This window comes from Thioclava sp. DLFJ5-1 (assembly GCF_002020115.1).
Classification (GTDB): Bacteria; Pseudomonadota; Alphaproteobacteria; order Rhodobacterales; family Rhodobacteraceae; genus Thioclava; species Thioclava sediminum.
Window position 1 is genome coordinate 273,370 of the sequence record NZ_MPZU01000003.1, and the last position, 16,724, is coordinate 290,093.

The following is a 16,724-nucleotide window of genomic DNA, read 5'->3' on the forward strand; positions in this document are numbered from 1 at the left end:
GAAAGCCTTAATCGATTGCGAGCCGGACAAGAAAAAAGGCGCCCGAAGGCGCCTTTTCCAAATGATCACTGGGTCATGCCATCCCAGAAGCTTTTGACTTTCTTGAAGAAACTCGCGCCTTCCGGGTTGTTCTCGGCCTCGATCCCCTGGAACTCCTTGAGGATTTCCTTCTGCCGTGCGGTTAGGTTTACCGGGGTTTCGACGGCCAGTTCGATGAACATGTCGCCGGACCCGCCGCCGCGCAGCGCGGGCATGCCCTTGCCACGCAGGCGCATCTGCCGCCCCGATTGGCTGCCGGCCGGGATCTTCACACGGCTTCGACCGCCGTCTATCGTCGGCACTTCGACTTCGCCGCCAAGGGCTGCGGTCGCCATGCTGACCGGCACGCGGCAGTGCAGATCGGTGCCTTCGCGTTCGAAGATCGCGTGCGGCTGGACCTCGATGAAGATGTAGAGATCGCCCGACGGACCACCGCGCAGCCCCGCCTCGCCTTCGCCGGCGTGACGGATGCGGGTGCCGGTCTCGACCCCCGGAGGGATGTTGACCTGAAGCTGGCGATCGACCTCCACGCGGCCTGCACCATGGCAGACCTTACAGGGGTTTTTCACCACCTGACCCTGGCCACCGCAGGTCGGGCAGGTCCGCTCGACCGTGAAGAAGCCGTTCTGCGCGCGCACCTTGCCCAGACCCGAGCAGGTCGGACAGGTCTGCGGCTCGGAGCCGCCTTCCGCACCGGAGCCGTTACACTCGGTACAGGCGGCCGAGCTTGGCACGTTGATCGTCTTGTGGGTGCCGCGATACGCCTCTTCGAGCGTGACACGCATGTTGTAGCGCAGATCGGAGCCCCGCTGTGCGCGCGAACGCCCACCGCCGGGACCGGCTCTGCCGCCGCCCATGAAATCACCGAACAGGTCTTCGAAGACGTCGGAGAAGGCCGAGGCGAAGTCGCCCTGACCGCCCGCGCCGCCATAGCCGCCGCCCGGACGCCCGCCGCCCATGCCGCCTTCGAACGCCGCATGACCGAACCGGTCGTACGCGGCCTTCTTCTCGGCGTCCTTGAGGACGTCATAAGCCTCGTTCACTTCCTTGAACTGGGCCTCGGCATCGGGATTGTCGGAATTGCGATCGGGATGAAGCTCTTTCGCCTTCTTGCGATAGGCTTTCTTGATCTCTTCGGCCGAGGCGCCTTTGGCAGTTCCCAGAACGTCGTAATAGTCGCGTTTTGCCATTGGTTACCCCCTTGGCGGAACGCAGGCGGGCCCGCCCTTGGAAAAAGGCAGGCCCGCCCGACATTCCATGCGCAATTACTTGCGCTCGTCCTCGCCCAGATCTTCGAAGTCAGCGTCGACGATATCTTCATCGACATCGCGCGGGCTGTCTTCGTCGTTGGAGCTCTCGCCCTGACCGGATTTCTCCTGCTCGGCCTTGTAGATGGCCTCGCCGAGTTTCATCGCCGCATCCGTCAGGTTCTGGATCGCGCCTTTGATCTTGCCGGCGTCTTCGGTCTTGAGGGCTTCCTCAAGCGCGTTGGCCGCCAGTTCGATCGCTTCGACGGTCGAGGCATCGACCTTGTCGCCGTGTTCTTCAAGCGACTTGCGGGTCGAGTGCAGGAGCGATTCGCCCTGGTTCTTGGTTTCGACCAGTTCCTTGCGGGACTTGTCCGCGTCGGCATTCGCCTCGGCGTCCTGAACCATTTTCTCGATCTCGTCGTCGGACAGACCGCCGGACGCCTGGATCGTGATCTTCTGCTCCTTGCCGGTGCCCTTGTCCTTCGCCGAAACGGACACGATGCCGTTGGCGTCGATGTCGAAGGTCACTTCGATCTGCGGCATGCCGCGCGGGGCCGGCGGGATGTCCTCGAGGTTGAACATGCCGAGCATCTTGTTGTCGGCAGCCATCTCGCGCTCACCCTGGAAGACCCGGATCGTCACTGCGTTCTGGTTGTCTTCCGCGGTGGAGAACACCTGGCTCTTCTTCGTCGGGATCGTCGTGTTGCGATCGATCAGGCGGGTGAACACGCCACCCAGCGTCTCGATGCCGAGCGACAGCGGGGTCACGTCGAGCAGGACGACGTCTTTCACGTCACCTTGCAGAACGCCGGCCTGAATGGCCGCACCGAGTGCCACGACCTCATCCGGGTTCACACCCTTATGGGGCTCTTTGCCGAAGAAGCCGGTCACTTCTTCCACGACTTTCGGCATACGGGTCATACCGCCGACGAGCACGACTTCGTCGATCTCGTCCTTGGAGACGCCCGCATCCTTCAGCGCGGCGGCGCAGGGCTTCAGCGAGGCCTTGATGAGATCGCCCACGAGGCTTTCCAGCTTCGCACGGGTCAGCTTCATGACCATGTGCAGCGGGGTGCCGTCCTTGCCCATCGAGATAAAGGGCTGGTTGATCTCGGTCTGGCTCGAGCTCGACAGCTCGATCTTCGCTTTCTCGGCAGCTTCCTTCAGACGCTGCAGCGCCATCTTGTCCTTGGTCAGGTCGACGCCATGCTCTTTTTTGAACTCGTCAGCGAGGTAGTTGACGATGCGCATGTCGAAGTCTTCACCGCCGAGGAACGTGTCGCCGTTGGTCGATTTCACTTCGAAGAGACCGTCGTCGATCTCAAGGATGGTGATGTCGAAGGTACCGCCGCCAAGGTCATAGACCGCGATGGTTTTCGATTCTTTCTTGTCGAGGCCATAGGCCAGCGCAGCCGCGGTCGGCTCGTTGATGATGCGCAGCACTTCGAGACCGGCGATCTTGCCGGCGTCTTTGGTGGCCTGACGCTGAGCGTCGTTGAAGTAGGCGGGCACGGTAATGACGGCCTGCGTGACTTCCTCACCCAGATAGCTTTCGGCGGTTTCCTTCATCTTCTGAAGAATCACGGCCGAAACCTGAGCCGGGGAGTACTTGTCGCCCTTCACTTCGACCCATGCGTCGCCATTGCCGCCGTCGACAATGTTGTAGGGGACGAGTTTCTTGTCCTTCTCGACTTCCGCATCGGTGGTGCGGCGACCGATCAGACGCTTAACAGCGAAAACGGTGTTCGAGGGGTTGGTGACCGCCTGACGTTTCGCCGGCTGGCCGACCAGACGTTCGTCGTCCGTATAGGCGACGATCGAGGGGGTGGTGCGCGCCCCTTCGGAGTTTTCAATCACTCGGGGCTGTGCGCCATCCATGATGGCGACGCAGGAGTTCGTAGTCCCGAGGTCGATACCAATGACTTTACCCATGATGTTACCTCTCTTGGCGATATGACGGGGAACGGGTCCATTCAGGCCCCCGGCCCCTATCCCTTGGGTTTCGGTTTCATGTTCTGCTATCCGGCGGTGTGAGCCGCCTTCGGCTTCGAAGCGTATATAAGGAGGGGAAAATCGGGCTGCAAGAAGGCTCCCCCGAGGAAGAGGGTGAGAAAATGACAGAAAATCCGAAACACGCAATATCTCGGCCCGATCCGCAGGAGATTCGCGGCTTCCGCCATTATCCCGGCTGGCTGGACCTCGATGAGCAGAAGGCGCTGATCGAGACGCTGCGCGGTGTCGTGACGCAGGCGCCGCTCTTCTCGCCGATGACCCCCTACGGCAAGCCGATGTCGGTGCGCATGACCTCCGCCGGACGGTTCGGCTGGATCTCCGACCGGCGCGGCTACCGCTATTCGGAGACCCATCCCGACGGTCAGCCCTGGCCCGCAATTCCGCAGCCGATCCTCGATATCTGGGAGGCGGTCTCGGGCACGAGCCGCGCCCCCGAATGCTGTCTCATCAACTTCTACGGCGAAGGCGCGAAGATGGGCATGCATCAGGATCGCGACGAGCAGGATTTCGATCAGCCCGTGGTGTCGATCTCGTTGGGCGATGACGGGCTGTTCCGCATCGGGAACAAGACGCGCGGTGGCAAAACCGAAAGCCTCTGGCTGCGCTCGGGCGACGTGATGGTGATGGGGGGCGAGGCGCGGCTGCTTTATCACGGGATCGACCGCGTGAAGCCCGGCACCTCGCCGCTGATGCCGAAGGGCGGGCGGATCAACCTGACGATGCGCGTCGTGACCTGACGCCTGCGCTGGCGGCATCTGCGGGAGCCTCCGGCGGGGATATTTTTGCCAAGAGGAAGAGGCTCGTCAGAAAGAGCCGCGCGGCAGCGGCGTCGTGCCCTTGTTATAGGGCGTCCAGTCCTCGACATCCGGGTAGTATTTCCGCCGCCATGCCCGAACCCGCGGGTTCATCCGGCGCCGCCAGAGCGGCGGGATCATCGCGAGCGCCGTCATGCCGGGATAGCCGAAGGGCAGCTGCGGGGCCTCTTCGGCATCGTAGGTCTGCAGGAGCGGGAAGCGGCGGTCGGGTTTGTAATGGTGATCCGAATGGCGCTGCAAATTGATCAGCAGCCAGTTCGAGGCCATGTGATCGGCGTTCCAGCTATGGCGCGGCAGGACATGCTCATAACGCCCCTCGCCCTTGTATTGCCGGGTCAGGCCGTAATGCTCGACATAGTTGGTCAGTTCCAGCTGCCAGATCGCGAAGAGCGCCTGCAGCAGAAACAGACCGAGCCCCATCCAGCCACCCAATAGCGCCGCCACGATCAGCGCCAGCGCCTGCAATGCGGCGTAGCGCCAGAACGGGTTGGAGCGGTGCCAGACCGGACGGTCCGCGCGGCTGAGTTTCAGTTTCTCCGCCTTCCATGCGGAGCGGGGGCACTCAAAAATCACCCGCCAGAAGAAGCGGTGAAACCCCTCGTTATAGCGCGCCGAGACCGCATCGCGGGGCGTGCCGACCCAGAGGTGATGGACCAGGAGATGCTCGGTCCGGAAATGGGAGTAAAGGACGCTCGCCAACAGTAGATCGCCCAGCCAGCGCTCCAGCTGGCTTTTCTGATGCAGCAGCTCGTGGGCATAGACGATGCCGATCGTGCTCGAGATCACGCCCACGCCGAACATCAGGGCGACGATCTCGAAGCCGTTCAGATGGGTCGTATGCGTCACCCACCAGATCGTGCCGAAGATCACGGCCGCCTGAATCGGGAACCAGATCAGCGTAATCGCGCGATACCAGAACAACTCGGCTTCGGGCGTTTCGGTGTCGGGCTGATCCTCGTTGTGCCCCAGAAGCTGGTCGAGCACGGTCGTCAGCCACCACGCATAGGCGGGCAGCAAGATCAGGGTCCAACCGCCGAACCACGCTTCGATCCCCGCCAGCGGCACGGTGCCGAGCGACAGCCAGAAGGGCAGGGCGTGAGAGGGGCGGCGGATTTCGTCGCGGCTGGACATCGGGGCCTCGTGAGCGATGCGGGCGCGGTCATACTAGCCGAACGCTAACCCGATACAATCATTCAGCTTGCGGCCATTCGGCGCTTTGGGCCGCATCCCAGACCTTGCGCATTAGTGTGGGCAGATCGCCGGGGCGGAAATCGGCGCGCGGGGTCATGGCATGGGCCTCCGTGCGGGTGACGTGGACCTGCAGGATCAGGTGGAAATGGGTGAAGGTGTGGCGCACCTCGACCGGGGAGGTCGTCCAGTCGGCCTGCATCGGCGGGGCGGGTGTCGGCGCCTCGGACCAGTCGGAGCCGGGAAAGCCCAGCGTACCGCCCAGAAGCCCCTTGTCGGGGCGGCGCTCCAGCAGCACGTCGCCCTGGCCGTTCATCACGACATAGGCGAAGCCACGGCGGGTGGGCTTTTCCTTCTTCGGGGCCTTGCGTGGGAGCGTCTCGGCGATCCCGGCAGCGCGGGCGGTGCAGGCATCAATGAGCGGGCAAATGCCACAGGCCGGATTGCGCGGCGTGCAGATGGTCGCGCCCAGATCCATCATCGCCTGCGCGAAATCTCCGGGTCGGTCCTCGGGCGTGATCTGCGCCGTCAATTCGGTCAGTTCCGTCTTCGCGCCGGGAAGCGGCGTGTCGACCGAGAAGAGGCGCGAGACGACACGCTCGACGTTGCCGTCGACCACGGCCACCGGCTCGTCATAGGCGATGGCGGCGATCGCGGCGGAGGTGTAGGGGCCGATGCCGGGCAGCTTTTGCAGCTCCGCCGCCGTTTCGGGGAAGCGCCCGTTCATCTCACCCGCCACGACACGCGCGCATTTCAGCAGGTTGCGGGCGCGGGCGTAATAGCCAAGCCCGGCCCATTCGGCCATCACGTCGCCATCCTCGGCCGCTGCCAATGCGCCGACATCGGGCCAGCGCTCGGTGAAGCGGCGGAAATAGTCGCGCACTGCGGCGACCGTGGTCTGCTGCAGCATCACCTCGGAGAGCCAGACCCGATAGGGATCGGGCCGTTCTCCCTCTGCACGATCCATAGGCGACACGCGCCACGGCATGACGCGGGCATGGCTATCGTACCAAGTGAGCAGGGTTTTGCCGATTGCCCCTTTACCGTCACGCAATGTTTATGCTCCCCTCTTGCCGACCGGTTGGCCCGGCCCGATGTGCTTCCTAGAATGGGATGGATCAAGAGGAACCGCCCACGAATGAAGAAAAGCGACCCGCAAAAGACGCCTGCCCGGCGGATGCGTGGCTTTGAAGCCGCGGGCGGGCTGCTGCGCAACCGTATCCGCGCCGCGGGTGAAGCGCGCGGTTTTGCGGTCTCGCGCCTGCTGACCCACTGGGCGGAAGTGGTCGGCCCGGACGCCGCCGCGCAATGCCGCCCGGTGAAGATCGGCTACACCAAAGGCGGCTTCGGCGCGACCCTTACACTCCTGACGACCGGGGCGGCGGCGCCGATGCTGCAGATGCAGTTGCCGCAAATCCGCGACAAGGTGAATGCCTGCTACGGCTATAACGCGATCTCGCGCATCTCGCTGACGCAGACCGCGCCGACCGGCTTTGCCGAAGGTCAGGCGCAATTCGCACCGAAACCGAAACCCGAACCCCGCAAACCGGACCCCCACGTCGCCGAAGCGGCGAAGGCGCAGGTGGCCGATTGTGGCGATGCCGATCTCAAATCGGCGCTGGAAGAACTGGCAAGAAACGTTCTATCGAAGTCCGCAGAGCGGGCTGCACACAAGAAAGGCAGATAGATGAGCAAAACTCTTTCGATCCTCGGCGGCGCGGCTGTCATGGGGCTCCTCGCGACGGGCGGCTGGTATGCCAGCCAACATAGCGAAGCGAGCCTGATCACTGCGGCCCAAGCGCAGGAAGCCACGGCGAACAAAGACGTCGAGACTCTGCCCGACGTGATTCTGGGTCAGGAAGACGCGCCGGTCACCGTGATCGAATATGCCTCCTATACCTGTCCGCACTGCGCCGAATGGCACAAGGATGAGTATCCGAAGCTGAAGAAGGACTACATCGACACCGGCAAGGTGAAGTTCATCCAGCGCGAAGTTTACTTCGACAAGTACGGCGTCTGGGCCGGTCTGATCGCGCAATGCGGTGGCGATCCGAAATATTACGCGATCGCGGACATGATCTATAACAAGCAGAAGGACTGGATCGGCGACGGCAAGCCGCAGACCATCGCGGACAACCTGCGCAAGATCGGCCTGCAGGCCGGGTTGAGCGACGATCAGGTCACCGCCTGCATGAACGACGAGAAGCGCGCCGAGCGGATGGTTGCGACCTTCCAGAAGAACGCGGGCGACGACAAGATCGACGCGACGCCGACCTTCATCATCGACGGCGAGAAGCATTCCAACATGGCTTGGGACGACTTCAAGAAAATCCTCGACGACGAGCTGGCGCAGCAAGCCAACTGATCTCGGCGGCAGATGTTACGAAGGCCGGTCCTGCGGGGCCGGCCTTTTTCATATCCTGAGCCGGTCGAGCGCTGCGTCGAGCGCTGTAGGGTCGTCGATCTCGAGCCGCACCGGCAGGGCGAGTACCTTCGGGCGGAAGCTTTCCGGCAGGCGCACCGCGTCCTTCTCGGTCGTCACCATCTGCGCACCAAGCGTGTCGGCCTCTGCCTCGATGCGCTGCAACAGACGCGTCGTGAAAGGCTGGTGATCTTCCAGCGCCTCGCCGCGCAGCAGCTCCGCGCCAAGACTGCGCAGGGTGGCGAAGAATTTCTCGGGATGGCCGATGCCTGCGAAGGCGAGGACGGGAAGCCCTTCCCAATCCATGCCCGTCTGCAGCGGAGTGAGCTGACCCGTCAGATGTGGCTTCGAAATTCTGGAACTCCAGAAATTAGAGAATTCAACCTGCGCAGCTTCCGGCCCGATCGAGAGCAGAAAGTCGGCGCGGGCCATTCCGGCCTCGATCGGTTCGCGCAGCGGCCCGGCAGGCAGGCAGCGCCCGTTGCCGAAGCCCTTATGCGCGTCGACCACCACGATCGAGAGATCTTTGTGCAATGCGGGGTTCTGATGGGCGTCGTCGAGAACGATCACTTGCGCTCCGGCCGCGACTGCGGCGCTCGCCCCCGCCGCGCGATCTCGCGCGACCCAGACAGGTGCGAAGGCGGACAGCAGCAGCGGCTCGTCTCCGGTCTGCTCGGCACGGTGGCTGCGCTCATCCACCCGAACCGGCCCTTCGAGCGATCCGCCATAGCCGCGCGTGACCACATGGGCCGTTACACCGCGCGCGGCCAGCCGTTGCACCAGCCAGATCACCGTCGGCGTCTTGCCGGTCCCGCCCGCGTTGATGTTGCCGACCGAGATCACCGGCACGTCGAGTCGCAGTCCCGGCTGCGCGACACGCCGCTTCGTCATTGCCGCGTAGAGCGCGCCAAGCGGCGACAGCAGGCGCGCGCGCAGGCCCGGCGCGGCGGGGGCGTTGAACCAGAAGCCGGGCGCGCCCATCACGCCACCCGCGCGGGCTGTGTGCCCGACAGGATTTCGGCCAGATCGCGGGCGATGGTCTCCACCGCCCCCGCGCCGCCCGACGTCACCGCCCAGGCGTTATGGGCCAGCTGCGCGGAGCGTTCCGGCGCGATCAGGTCCGCGACCACTTCGGGCAGATCCTCTGGCACCACGACGCCGCGGCAGGCTTTCGCCGCCTCGAGCCGCAGGTAATCTTCGCGGAAAGGCGCAAGTTTCGGGCCGTGCAGGATCGCCGAGCCAAGCGCCGCCGCCTCGACCGGGGAGCGTGGTGCCTGCGCCGTCCCCGACAAGGTGCCGCCCATATAGCTCAGCGCAGCCAGCCGATACCAAAGCCCGTATTCCGTCACGTCGTCTGCGATGAAGATCTCGGTCGTCAGTTCCGGCTCGCCCTCGAGCGACCGGCGCGCGACCGACCAGCCCTCGGCGGTCAGCTGAGCGGCAAGGGCTTCGCCTTGGGATTCGTCATCCGGCGCAAGCAGAAGCAGCAGCCGATGCGCGTGGCGCTGGGCATAGCGATGCGCGGCCGTCACCGGGCCGACCTCGGCCTCGGGCACGGCAGCGGCCAGCCAGACCGGGCGCGCGCCCATCGATTCCGCCATCGAGGCGCGCTCTGCCTCGGAGCCGTAAAGCGGCTGCGGCGGCTCGCCGAGCGCGCCGTCATTGACCACGATGACCGGCCCGGTCAGCCGGTCGCCCACCCGTTCGAGGCTCGCCTCGTCGCGCAGGTAGATGCGGTCGATCCGGCCCAGCAGCGTCAGCGAGACGTCATCGAGGCGCAGCCCATCCTGACCGCCGAGTTTCGCATCGGCCAGAACGCTGGCGATGCCGCGTTTCTGCGTCTCCGCGATCAGGGCCGCGGGAAGCAAGTCGTCCATGATGAGCACGAGATCGGGGCGCCATGCATCCAAGACCAGACGGACAGATGCCGGACGATCCTCGGGGGTGGGCCGGAAATAGACCTCTTCGGGCAGACCGTCGGGCGGATCTTCCGCGCCGCGCACCGTCATCGCGATGCGGATGTCGGGCATCCGTGCGGCCACCCTGCGCGCGACCAGCCCGGCGGCTTCCGCGCATGTCCCCGCAGCCCAAATCCACAGCAGCGGGGCGTCGGCGCGCTCCTCCCCCTGACCGGCCTCGACCGCGGCTTTCGCCTTGGGTCCCGCAGGACGCAAGGCAGAGAGTTGCAGTTTGAGCCAGAGAGGAAGAGAGCGCGCCATGCCAGCCTTAGTTGCCGAGCTCTTCGGTGGTCGACACTTCGAGCTCTTCGTCACGCAGGCGATGCAGGTGCGCGATGAAGTAACGGGTATGGGCGTCGTCGACGGTGCGCTGCGCCTCGGCCTTCCACGCGGCATAGGCGGAGGCGTAGTTCGGATACATCCCGACGATATGGATATCGTCGACATTCTTGAATTCGGTGCGGCTCGGGGTCACCAGCTCGCCGCCGAAGACGAGGTGAAGACGTTGCGGGGTCGGTTTGGCCATAAGAACTCCTGTCGGCTTTTCTGCGGCGCAGAGATTACGCTTTGCCCCCACGCTTCACAAGGAGAGGGCCGGGGCCGCACGTAGCCGTTACCGCGCCAGTCCCTGAGACTCCAGATATTCCGCGCCTTTTCGCACGCCAATCTCGTCGTTCACTTCCAAAATCAGGCGCGGCATCTTCGGCAGCTTGCCAAGCGCCTTGAAGACCGAGTGCCACGCGATCGTGCCTTCGCCGGGGTGCCAGTGTCGGTCGCCATAGCCGTCGATATCCTGCAGGTGGACATGCTCCAGCGCCGCGCCTGCCGCATGGACGAACACATCGACCGGCGGCGCGGCGCAGCGGCGATGCATGAACTGTGCATGGCCCGTATCGAGCGAGACCTTCACCGCTTTGCTCTTCATCTTCGCGGCCAGTTCGACACGCAGGCTCGGCGTGATGTCCTCGCAGTTCTCGATGACCAGCGTCACGCCCAGCTCCTCGGCGCGTTCGATCACCGGGGTGAGGACGTAGCGCACGCGCTCGACCTGAATGAATCCGTTCGCGGGGTTCTGCTCCAGATCGGTTTCCTTCCAGAGCGTGTAGGGCGAGTGGATCACCATCTGATCGCCGCCCAGCTCCGCCGTGATCTCCAGCACCCGCAGCATCCGGGCGCGAATGACCTCGATGATCTCGGAATCGGCGCAGTCGATATTGAACGAGGTGAAGGGCCCGTGCAGCCCCAGCCGCCCGGTATAGCCGTCGAGCAATTCCTTCGTCCGCGCGACCATCTTGCGCAGGTCCGCATCCGTGGCGTTCGGCCAGCAGAAGCTCTGCAATTCCAGATCGCGCTGGTCGTTCAGAATCCAGTCGCGATGATGCGCGAGCATATCGAGGCTCAGCGCAGCGCCGAGCAGCGGTAATTCCTTGGCCATGGGGTCCTCCTCCGGATCGGATGCTCGCGCAAGCCGCGGGGCTTTTCAATCCCGTGAGCGCGCTATATCGGAACGTCATGAAACGCAGTCTGCCCGAGTTTTACGAGTCCATGGTGGAGAACGGGGACCTCAACCCCGATCCCGCCCAACGCGCCATTCTGCCCGAACTGGAGCGCGTACGCCGCGCGCTGGAAGAGGCGCCTGCGCCCGAGCCGGTGAAACGCGGGCTCTTCAAGCGCAAGATCAAGCCGGTCGAAGGCGTGCGCGGCCTCTATATCTGGGGCGGTGTCGGGCGCGGGAAATCCATGCTGATGGACCTGTTCTTCGGCCAGACCGACGTGCCGAAGCGCCGGGTGCATTTCCATGCCTTCATGCAGGAAGTCCAAGGCAAGCTCGACGATGCGCGCCGCGCCAACACGGTCGATGCGATGCGCCCCGTGGCCGAAGAGGTGGCGGGCTCGCTGCGGCTGCTGTGCTTCGACGAGATGCAGATCACGGACATTGCCGACGCGATGATCGTGGGCCGGCTGTTCGAGGCGCTGTTCGAGCGTGGCGTGACCATCGTCACGACCTCGAACCGCGTGCCCGAGGACCTCTACAAGAACGGGCTTAACCGCCAGCTTTTCCTGCCCTTCATCGGGCTGATCCGCGAAAAGCTCGACGTCTACGAACTGGCCTCCGAAAACGATTACCGACAGAACCGTCTGGCAGGCCAACAGGTCTATTTCACGCCTGCGGGTCGCGAGGCGCGCGCGAAGATGGATGCGCTTTGGGATGAGCTGACCGGGGGCGATCATCACGGCAAGCTCGACATCCCGGTGAAAGGCCGCGTGGTCGAAATCCCGCATTTCCACAATGGGGTCGGTCGCGCGAGCTTCTGGGATCTCTGCGCGCAGCCGCTCGGTCCGGCGGATTACCTCGCCATCGCGGATGCGGTGAAGGTACTGCTGCTCGACGATATTCCGCTGCTCTCGGCCTCGAACTTCAATGAGGCGAAGCGCTTCGTCACGCTCATCGACTCGCTCTACGAGGGGAAAGTCCGGCTGATCTGCTCGGCTGCAGACGAGCCCGAGCGGCTTTATGTCGAAGGCGAAGGCACGTTCGAATTCGAGCGTACCGCCAGCCGCCTGCGCGAGATGCAGGCAGACGGCTGGGCGGCTGAAGCTTAAGCCAGCATCTCCGCCAGAAGCGGGCGCACCTTGGTGCCGTAAAGCTCGATCGTCTTGCGCAGATGCGCGGGGTTCTGCGGCCCGCCGCTATATTTCAGCGTGAACCGTGACAGGCCCAAGGCTTTCACCGTCCGCGCGATCTTGCGCGCTACGGTTTCCGGGCTGCCCACATAAAGCGAGCCATGCTCGATCTCCGACAGGTAGGCCTCGCGCCGGAAGGGCGGCCAGCCGCGCGAGCGCCCGATCATGTCATGCATCCGCGCATAGCCTTCGTAGAACTCTTCCTGCGCGATCTCGTCGGTCTCGGCGATATGGCCGGGCGAGTGGACGCCGATCTTGCCGGGCTTGGTGCCCATCTGGTCATGCGCGCGGTGATAGAGATCGACATGCGGTTTGAACCGGGTCGAATCCCCGCCGATTATCGCCAGCATCAGATCCATCTGCATCGCGGCGGTCTCGACCACCGATTGCGGCGACCCGCCGACCCCGCGCCAGATCTGCAGCGGCTCCTCGGGGCGCGGATAGACGGTGACGTTCTTCAGCGGCGGGCGCATCTGGGCGTCGAAGCTGACCTTCTCCTGCGTCGCCAGCAGATGCAGGATCTGCGACTTCTCGGTGAACAGCGCCTCGTAATCGTTCAGGTCGAGCCCGAAGAGCGGGAAGCTCTCGGTGAAAGAGCCGCGCCCGATGGTGATCTCGGCCCGTCCCGGCGCAAGTGCGTTCAGCGTCGCAAAACGCTGGAAAACGCGGATCGGATCGTCCGAGGACAGCACCGTCACGGAGGTGCCCGCCTTGATCTTCTCGGTGCGGGCAAGGATCGCCGAGAGGATCGGCTCGGTCGAGGAGATCGCGAAATCCGGGCGGTGATGTTCGCCCAGACCGATATAGTCGAGCCCGACCTGATCGGCGAGCTCGCCTTCGGCCAACGTGTCGCGGATAACCTCGGCATGGCTGCGCAGCAGGCCATCCTCCCCGCGCGTCACATCGCCGAACGTGTCGATCCCAAGCTCAAGCTGCATGGTGGCCTCCTTTCCTGTTCACGCGAAGATAGGGGCGCAGGCGCAGGTCAGCCACCGGTATCCCCGCACAGAGCTCGTGCGAGACCGCAGCCTCAGCCGTTGTCGCGCAGCACCCGGCCCGCGAGGTAGAGCGAGCCGCAGATCAGGATGCGGGCATGGGGATGGATCGCGACGATCCCCGCGATCGCCGAGCCGACCGAGGCCGCAGGGCGGGCCTCGATGCCGACCACGCGCGCGGCCGCGGCGGTGTCTTCAGCGGGCAGCGTGTTCGCCTCGCCGGGGATCGAGACGGCCAGCAGGCTCGCTGCGTGATCCGCCAGCGGGCGCAGATAGCCGGTCACGTCCTTGGTGTTGAGCATGCCGCAGATCAGATGGGTCGGACGTTTCGGAAGCGCGCCGAGCGTCTTTGCGATCATGTCGCCCGCCGCCGGGTTATGCCCGCCATCGAGCCAGACCTCCGCCTCGGGCGCGCCGTCTACCAGCGGACCGTGACGCAGCCGTTGCATCCGCGCGGGCCATTCGGCTTTCGTCACCGCCGCCTCGCAGGCAGCCTCGTCAAAGCCCAGATGCCGCAACGCCGCAAGCGCCGCCCCGGCATTCGCGATCTGATGCGGGCCGGGCAGGTTCGGCAGCGGCAGATCGAGAAGCCCGTTCTCGTCCTGGAAGATCAGCCGGTCGCGCTCTTCCCAGACCTGCCAATGCTGGCCATGCACCAGAAGCGGCGCGCCGAGCTTTTCCGCCCGCGCCTCGATCACGTCGAGCGCGGCCTCCTGCTGGGGTCCGACCACGCAGGCCACGCCGCGCTTGATGATACCGGCCTTCTCGCCTGCGATCTCGCCCAGCGTCTCGCCGAGGAATTGCTGATGGTCGATCGAGACCGGCGTGATGATGCTCAGCGCGGGTGTGTCGACCACATTGGTCGCGTCGAGTCGTCCGCCGAGACCCACCTCAAGAAGCGTGTAATCCGCAGGGGTCCGCGCGAAGGCCAGAAGCGCCGCCGCCGTCGTCACCTCGAAGAAGGTGATCGGCTTGCCGCCATTCGCCGCCTCGACCTCATCGAGCAGCGCGGCCAGATCGATCTCGGAGATCAGCGATCCGGCGATCCGGATGCGTTCGTGGAAGCGTGCCAGATGCGGCGAAGTATAGGCGTGGACGCGCTTGCCCGCTGCCTCCAGCCCGGCCCGGATCATCGCCTGGGTCGAGCCCTTGCCATTGGTGCCCGCGATATGGATCACTGGCGGCAGGTCGCGCTCGGGATGGTCGAGATCGGCCAGCAGCCGCTCCATCCGGTCGAGCGACAGGTCGATGACCTTGGGATGCAGCGCCATCAGGCGGTCGAGAATATCATCGGAGCTTTGCGTCATTGGCCCCTCCGGCCTTAGATGGCGGACCGGGGAGGGGGCGCTGCCCCCGCGGCTGATGCCGCCCCCCGGGATATTTCAGCCAATACGAAGATCAGGTCTTGGGCTTCGCCTCGGCCTCGGGAGCCGCCTCGGCGACCGCTTCCTCGGGCGCCTTCTCCGGCGCAGGCAGATCGCCCTTCACCGCAGGCGGCAGGTTCATCAGCATGCGCAGGATGGTGATCAGCTCATCGCGCATCTTCATGCGATGCGTCACGCGGTCGAGCATCCCGTGATCCAGCAGATATTCGGCGCGCTGGAAGCCCTCGGGCAGCTTCTCGCGGATCGTCTGTTCGATCACGCGCGGGCCCGCGAAACAGATCAGCGCGTTGGGCTCTGCGATATGCACGTCGCCCAGCATCGCGTAGGAGGCGGTCACGCCGCCCGTCGTCGGATGGGTCAGTACGACGATATAGGGAAGGCCCGCTTCCTTGAGCATCTGCACGGCTACGGTGGTGCGCGGCATCTGCATCAGCGACAGGATGCCTTCCTGCATCCGTGCGCCGCCAGCCGCCGAGAACAGCACCAGCGGACGCTTGAGCTTCACCGCGCGTTCGGCCGCCGCGATGATCGCGTTGCCGACATACATGCCCATCGAGCCGCCCATGAAGGTGAAGTCCTGCGCGGCGGCCACGATCGGCGTGCGGCCGATCTCGCCCTCGGCCACCAGCATCGCCTCTTTCTCGCCGGTCGATTTCTGCGCCGCCTTCATCCGGTCCGGATAGCGTTTCTGGTCCTTGAAATGCAGCGGATCGGTGATCGGTTCGGGCACCTTCACTTCGGAGAAGATGCCGCCGTCGAACAGCGCCTCGAAGCGCACGCGGGGCGTGATTGCGAGGTGGTGGTCGCAATTGGTGCAGACGTTGAGATTGTCCGACAGCTCCCGGTGGAACAGCATCGTCCCGCATTCGGGACATTTCGTCCAAAGGTTCTCGGGCACTTCGCGGCGCGAAAACAGCGAGTTAATCCGAGGACGGACGTAATTGGTGATCCAGTTCATCGTATGAGCCTCTCGCTGGGGCGGGTCGGTTTGGCTTGAAATACGCCGCCCCTGCACGAATTGCAATCAGACGCGGAAGGTGAGGCGGATCAACAACCACGCGATCAGCAGGTGCAGCATGTCCAGCAGAAGCCACGGCAAGAGGTCCCACAGGTCGCGCGTGTTGATCACGATCGTGTAGAGCGCGAGCCCATCGAGCTGGCCGTAGAAGCCCACGAGGAAGAGCGAGCCGAAATTATTGGCGAAATGCAGCGCGAGGGCTGCGCCGAGATTGCCGGTCCGCGCGGTCAGGTCGCTTGCGAGGCAGCCGAAGCCGAAAGCCCAGAGCGCGGGCCAGAGCGCGTTGCTGCCATACGCGCCGGGCGAATAATGCAGCGCCCCGAACAGCGCCGAGGGCAGAACCATCCAGATCAGGGGGCTGCGCCAGCGCGCCGCGAGTTGCTGCAGGAGATAGCCGCGAAACAGAACTTCTTCGGTCGCGATCTGCACCCCCAGAAGCGGCAGCGCGATCGGCGCCCAGCTCAACACATGCACCAGCGGGTTGGAGCGCGCCGTGGACTCGCTGAGCTGGGTCAGCCCGAAGGAGAAAAGAGCGAAGAGCAGCAGCGTCGGCAGCACCTTCGTGAAGGTGGCGAGGCTTCGCCGTCCGAACAGCGTTGCGGGCGCGCGGTGATGCAGGTGGCGGCTGACGACGAAAGTCGCGATCAGAAGCGGCGCGAAACTTGCCAGCAAAATGGCGAGGCCGCGCGGGGTCGAGCCATGGGCGATTTCCTGAAACAGCCGAAGCATCGAGAAATCGTCGAGCATCGAGGAGAAGAACAGGATCATCGCCCAGCCGCTGAGCAGGTAGAAGGCGACGATCACGCCGAGACCCAGCATCCCGCGCCAGATCTGCGCATAGGGCTTCGCGGGGGCCGCGAACGCCTCGAGCGGCGCATATCGGTTCGAGCGCGCGATCACCGGGCGGGGCTCGCAAAGAGCGGGGCGGCTGCAAGGGGCGATTGGATCATCTGGGT

Annotated in this window: 16 protein-coding genes; 4 read left to right on the forward strand and 12 right to left on the reverse strand. The window is 64.6% G+C overall.

The window, feature by feature from the left end; all coding sequences use genetic code 11:
• Positions 1–65 precede the first annotated feature (65 nt).
• Both dnaJ and dnaK read right to left on the reverse strand, forming a co-directional pair.
• Entirely contained in the window at positions 66–1,229 is a 1,164-nt protein-coding gene (dnaJ, locus tag BMI86_RS11980; protein ID WP_078541605.1) for a molecular chaperone DnaJ, read from the reverse strand.
• 75 nt (positions 1,230–1,304) lie between these two features.
• Complete coding sequence (gene dnaK / locus BMI86_RS11985; protein ID WP_078541606.1) at positions 1,305–3,221, reverse strand: molecular chaperone DnaK; 1,917 nt, start codon at positions 3,219–3,221, stop codon at positions 1,305–1,307.
• Positions 3,222–3,403: 182 nt separating this feature from the next.
• Between dnaK and BMI86_RS11990 the strand changes: the two genes are divergently transcribed.
• On the forward strand, positions 3,404–4,039 hold the full coding sequence (locus tag BMI86_RS11990; RefSeq protein WP_078541607.1) for an alpha-ketoglutarate-dependent dioxygenase AlkB: 636 nt from the start codon (positions 3,404–3,406) through the stop codon (positions 4,037–4,039).
• 66 nt (positions 4,040–4,105) lie between these two features.
• Here BMI86_RS11990 and BMI86_RS11995 read toward each other — a convergent pair whose 3' ends face one another.
• Positions 4,106–5,248, reverse strand: coding sequence for an alkane 1-monooxygenase (locus tag BMI86_RS11995; protein WP_078541608.1), 1,143 nt, complete (start codon positions 5,246–5,248; stop codon positions 4,106–4,108).
• Between the two features lie 58 nt (positions 5,249–5,306).
• On the reverse strand, positions 5,307–6,359 hold the full coding sequence (gene mutY / locus BMI86_RS12000) for an A/G-specific adenine glycosylase (protein WP_143594783.1): 1,053 nt from the start codon (positions 6,357–6,359) through the stop codon (positions 5,307–5,309).
• Between the two features lie 84 nt (positions 6,360–6,443).
• On the opposite strand from mutY, the gene BMI86_RS12005 reads away from it, so the two are divergent.
• Positions 6,444–6,992, forward strand: coding sequence for a DUF721 domain-containing protein (locus BMI86_RS12005; RefSeq protein WP_143594784.1), 549 nt, complete (start codon positions 6,444–6,446; stop codon positions 6,990–6,992).
• Positions 6,993–7,670 (forward strand): DsbA family protein, encoded by a 678-nt coding sequence (locus tag BMI86_RS12010; RefSeq protein ID WP_078541609.1) that lies wholly within the window; start codon positions 6,993–6,995, stop codon positions 7,668–7,670. It begins immediately after the preceding gene.
• Between the two features lie 48 nt (positions 7,671–7,718).
• On the opposite strand, the gene lpxK is transcribed toward BMI86_RS12010, so the two are convergent.
• From lpxK to BMI86_RS12030, 4 genes are all read right to left on the reverse strand, one after another.
• Positions 7,719–8,708 (reverse strand): tetraacyldisaccharide 4'-kinase, encoded by a 990-nt coding sequence (lpxK, locus tag BMI86_RS12015; protein WP_078541610.1) that lies wholly within the window; start codon positions 8,706–8,708, stop codon positions 7,719–7,721.
• Positions 8,708–9,946 (reverse strand): glycosyltransferase N-terminal domain-containing protein, encoded by a 1,239-nt coding sequence (locus tag BMI86_RS12020; RefSeq protein WP_078541611.1) that lies wholly within the window; start codon positions 9,944–9,946, stop codon positions 8,708–8,710. Before BMI86_RS12020 ends, lpxK begins: the two co-directional genes overlap by 1 nt.
• Positions 9,947–9,953: 7 nt before the next feature.
• The gene (locus BMI86_RS12025) at positions 9,954–10,211 is read right to left on the reverse strand and encodes a DUF4170 domain-containing protein (protein WP_078522252.1); all 258 of its coding nucleotides are present in this window, start codon (positions 10,209–10,211) and stop codon (positions 9,954–9,956) included.
• Positions 10,212–10,298: 87 nt separating this feature from the next.
• Positions 10,299–11,120 (reverse strand): sugar phosphate isomerase/epimerase family protein, encoded by an 822-nt coding sequence (locus tag BMI86_RS12030; RefSeq protein ID WP_078541612.1) that lies wholly within the window; start codon positions 11,118–11,120, stop codon positions 10,299–10,301.
• A 77-nt stretch (positions 11,121–11,197) separates the two neighbouring features.
• Here BMI86_RS12030 and zapE point away from each other — a divergent pair, with 77 nt between their 5' ends.
• Positions 11,198–12,289, forward strand: coding sequence for a cell division protein ZapE (gene zapE / locus BMI86_RS12035; RefSeq protein ID WP_078541760.1), 1,092 nt, complete (start codon positions 11,198–11,200; stop codon positions 12,287–12,289).
• Here zapE and BMI86_RS12040 read toward each other — a convergent pair.
• The 4 genes from BMI86_RS12040 to BMI86_RS12055 form a co-directional block, all read right to left on the reverse strand.
• Positions 12,286–13,308: an LLM class flavin-dependent oxidoreductase gene (locus BMI86_RS12040; protein WP_078541613.1), complete on the reverse strand. Its 1,023-nt coding sequence runs from the start codon at positions 13,306–13,308 to the stop codon at positions 12,286–12,288. The genes zapE and BMI86_RS12040 overlap by 4 nt on opposite strands.
• Before the next feature lie 92 nt (positions 13,309–13,400).
• The gene (locus tag BMI86_RS12045) at positions 13,401–14,672 is read right to left on the reverse strand and encodes a folylpolyglutamate synthase/dihydrofolate synthase family protein (protein WP_078541614.1); all 1,272 of its coding nucleotides are present in this window, start codon (positions 14,670–14,672) and stop codon (positions 13,401–13,403) included.
• A 91-nt stretch (positions 14,673–14,763) separates the two neighbouring features.
• Entirely contained in the window at positions 14,764–15,708 is a 945-nt protein-coding gene (gene accD, locus BMI86_RS12050; protein WP_078522256.1) for an acetyl-CoA carboxylase, carboxyltransferase subunit beta, read from the reverse strand.
• 66 nt (positions 15,709–15,774) lie between these two features.
• Entirely contained in the window at positions 15,775–16,668 is an 894-nt protein-coding gene (locus BMI86_RS12055; protein WP_078541615.1) for a type II CAAX endopeptidase family protein, read from the reverse strand.
• Positions 16,669–16,724: the final 56 nt, after the last annotated feature.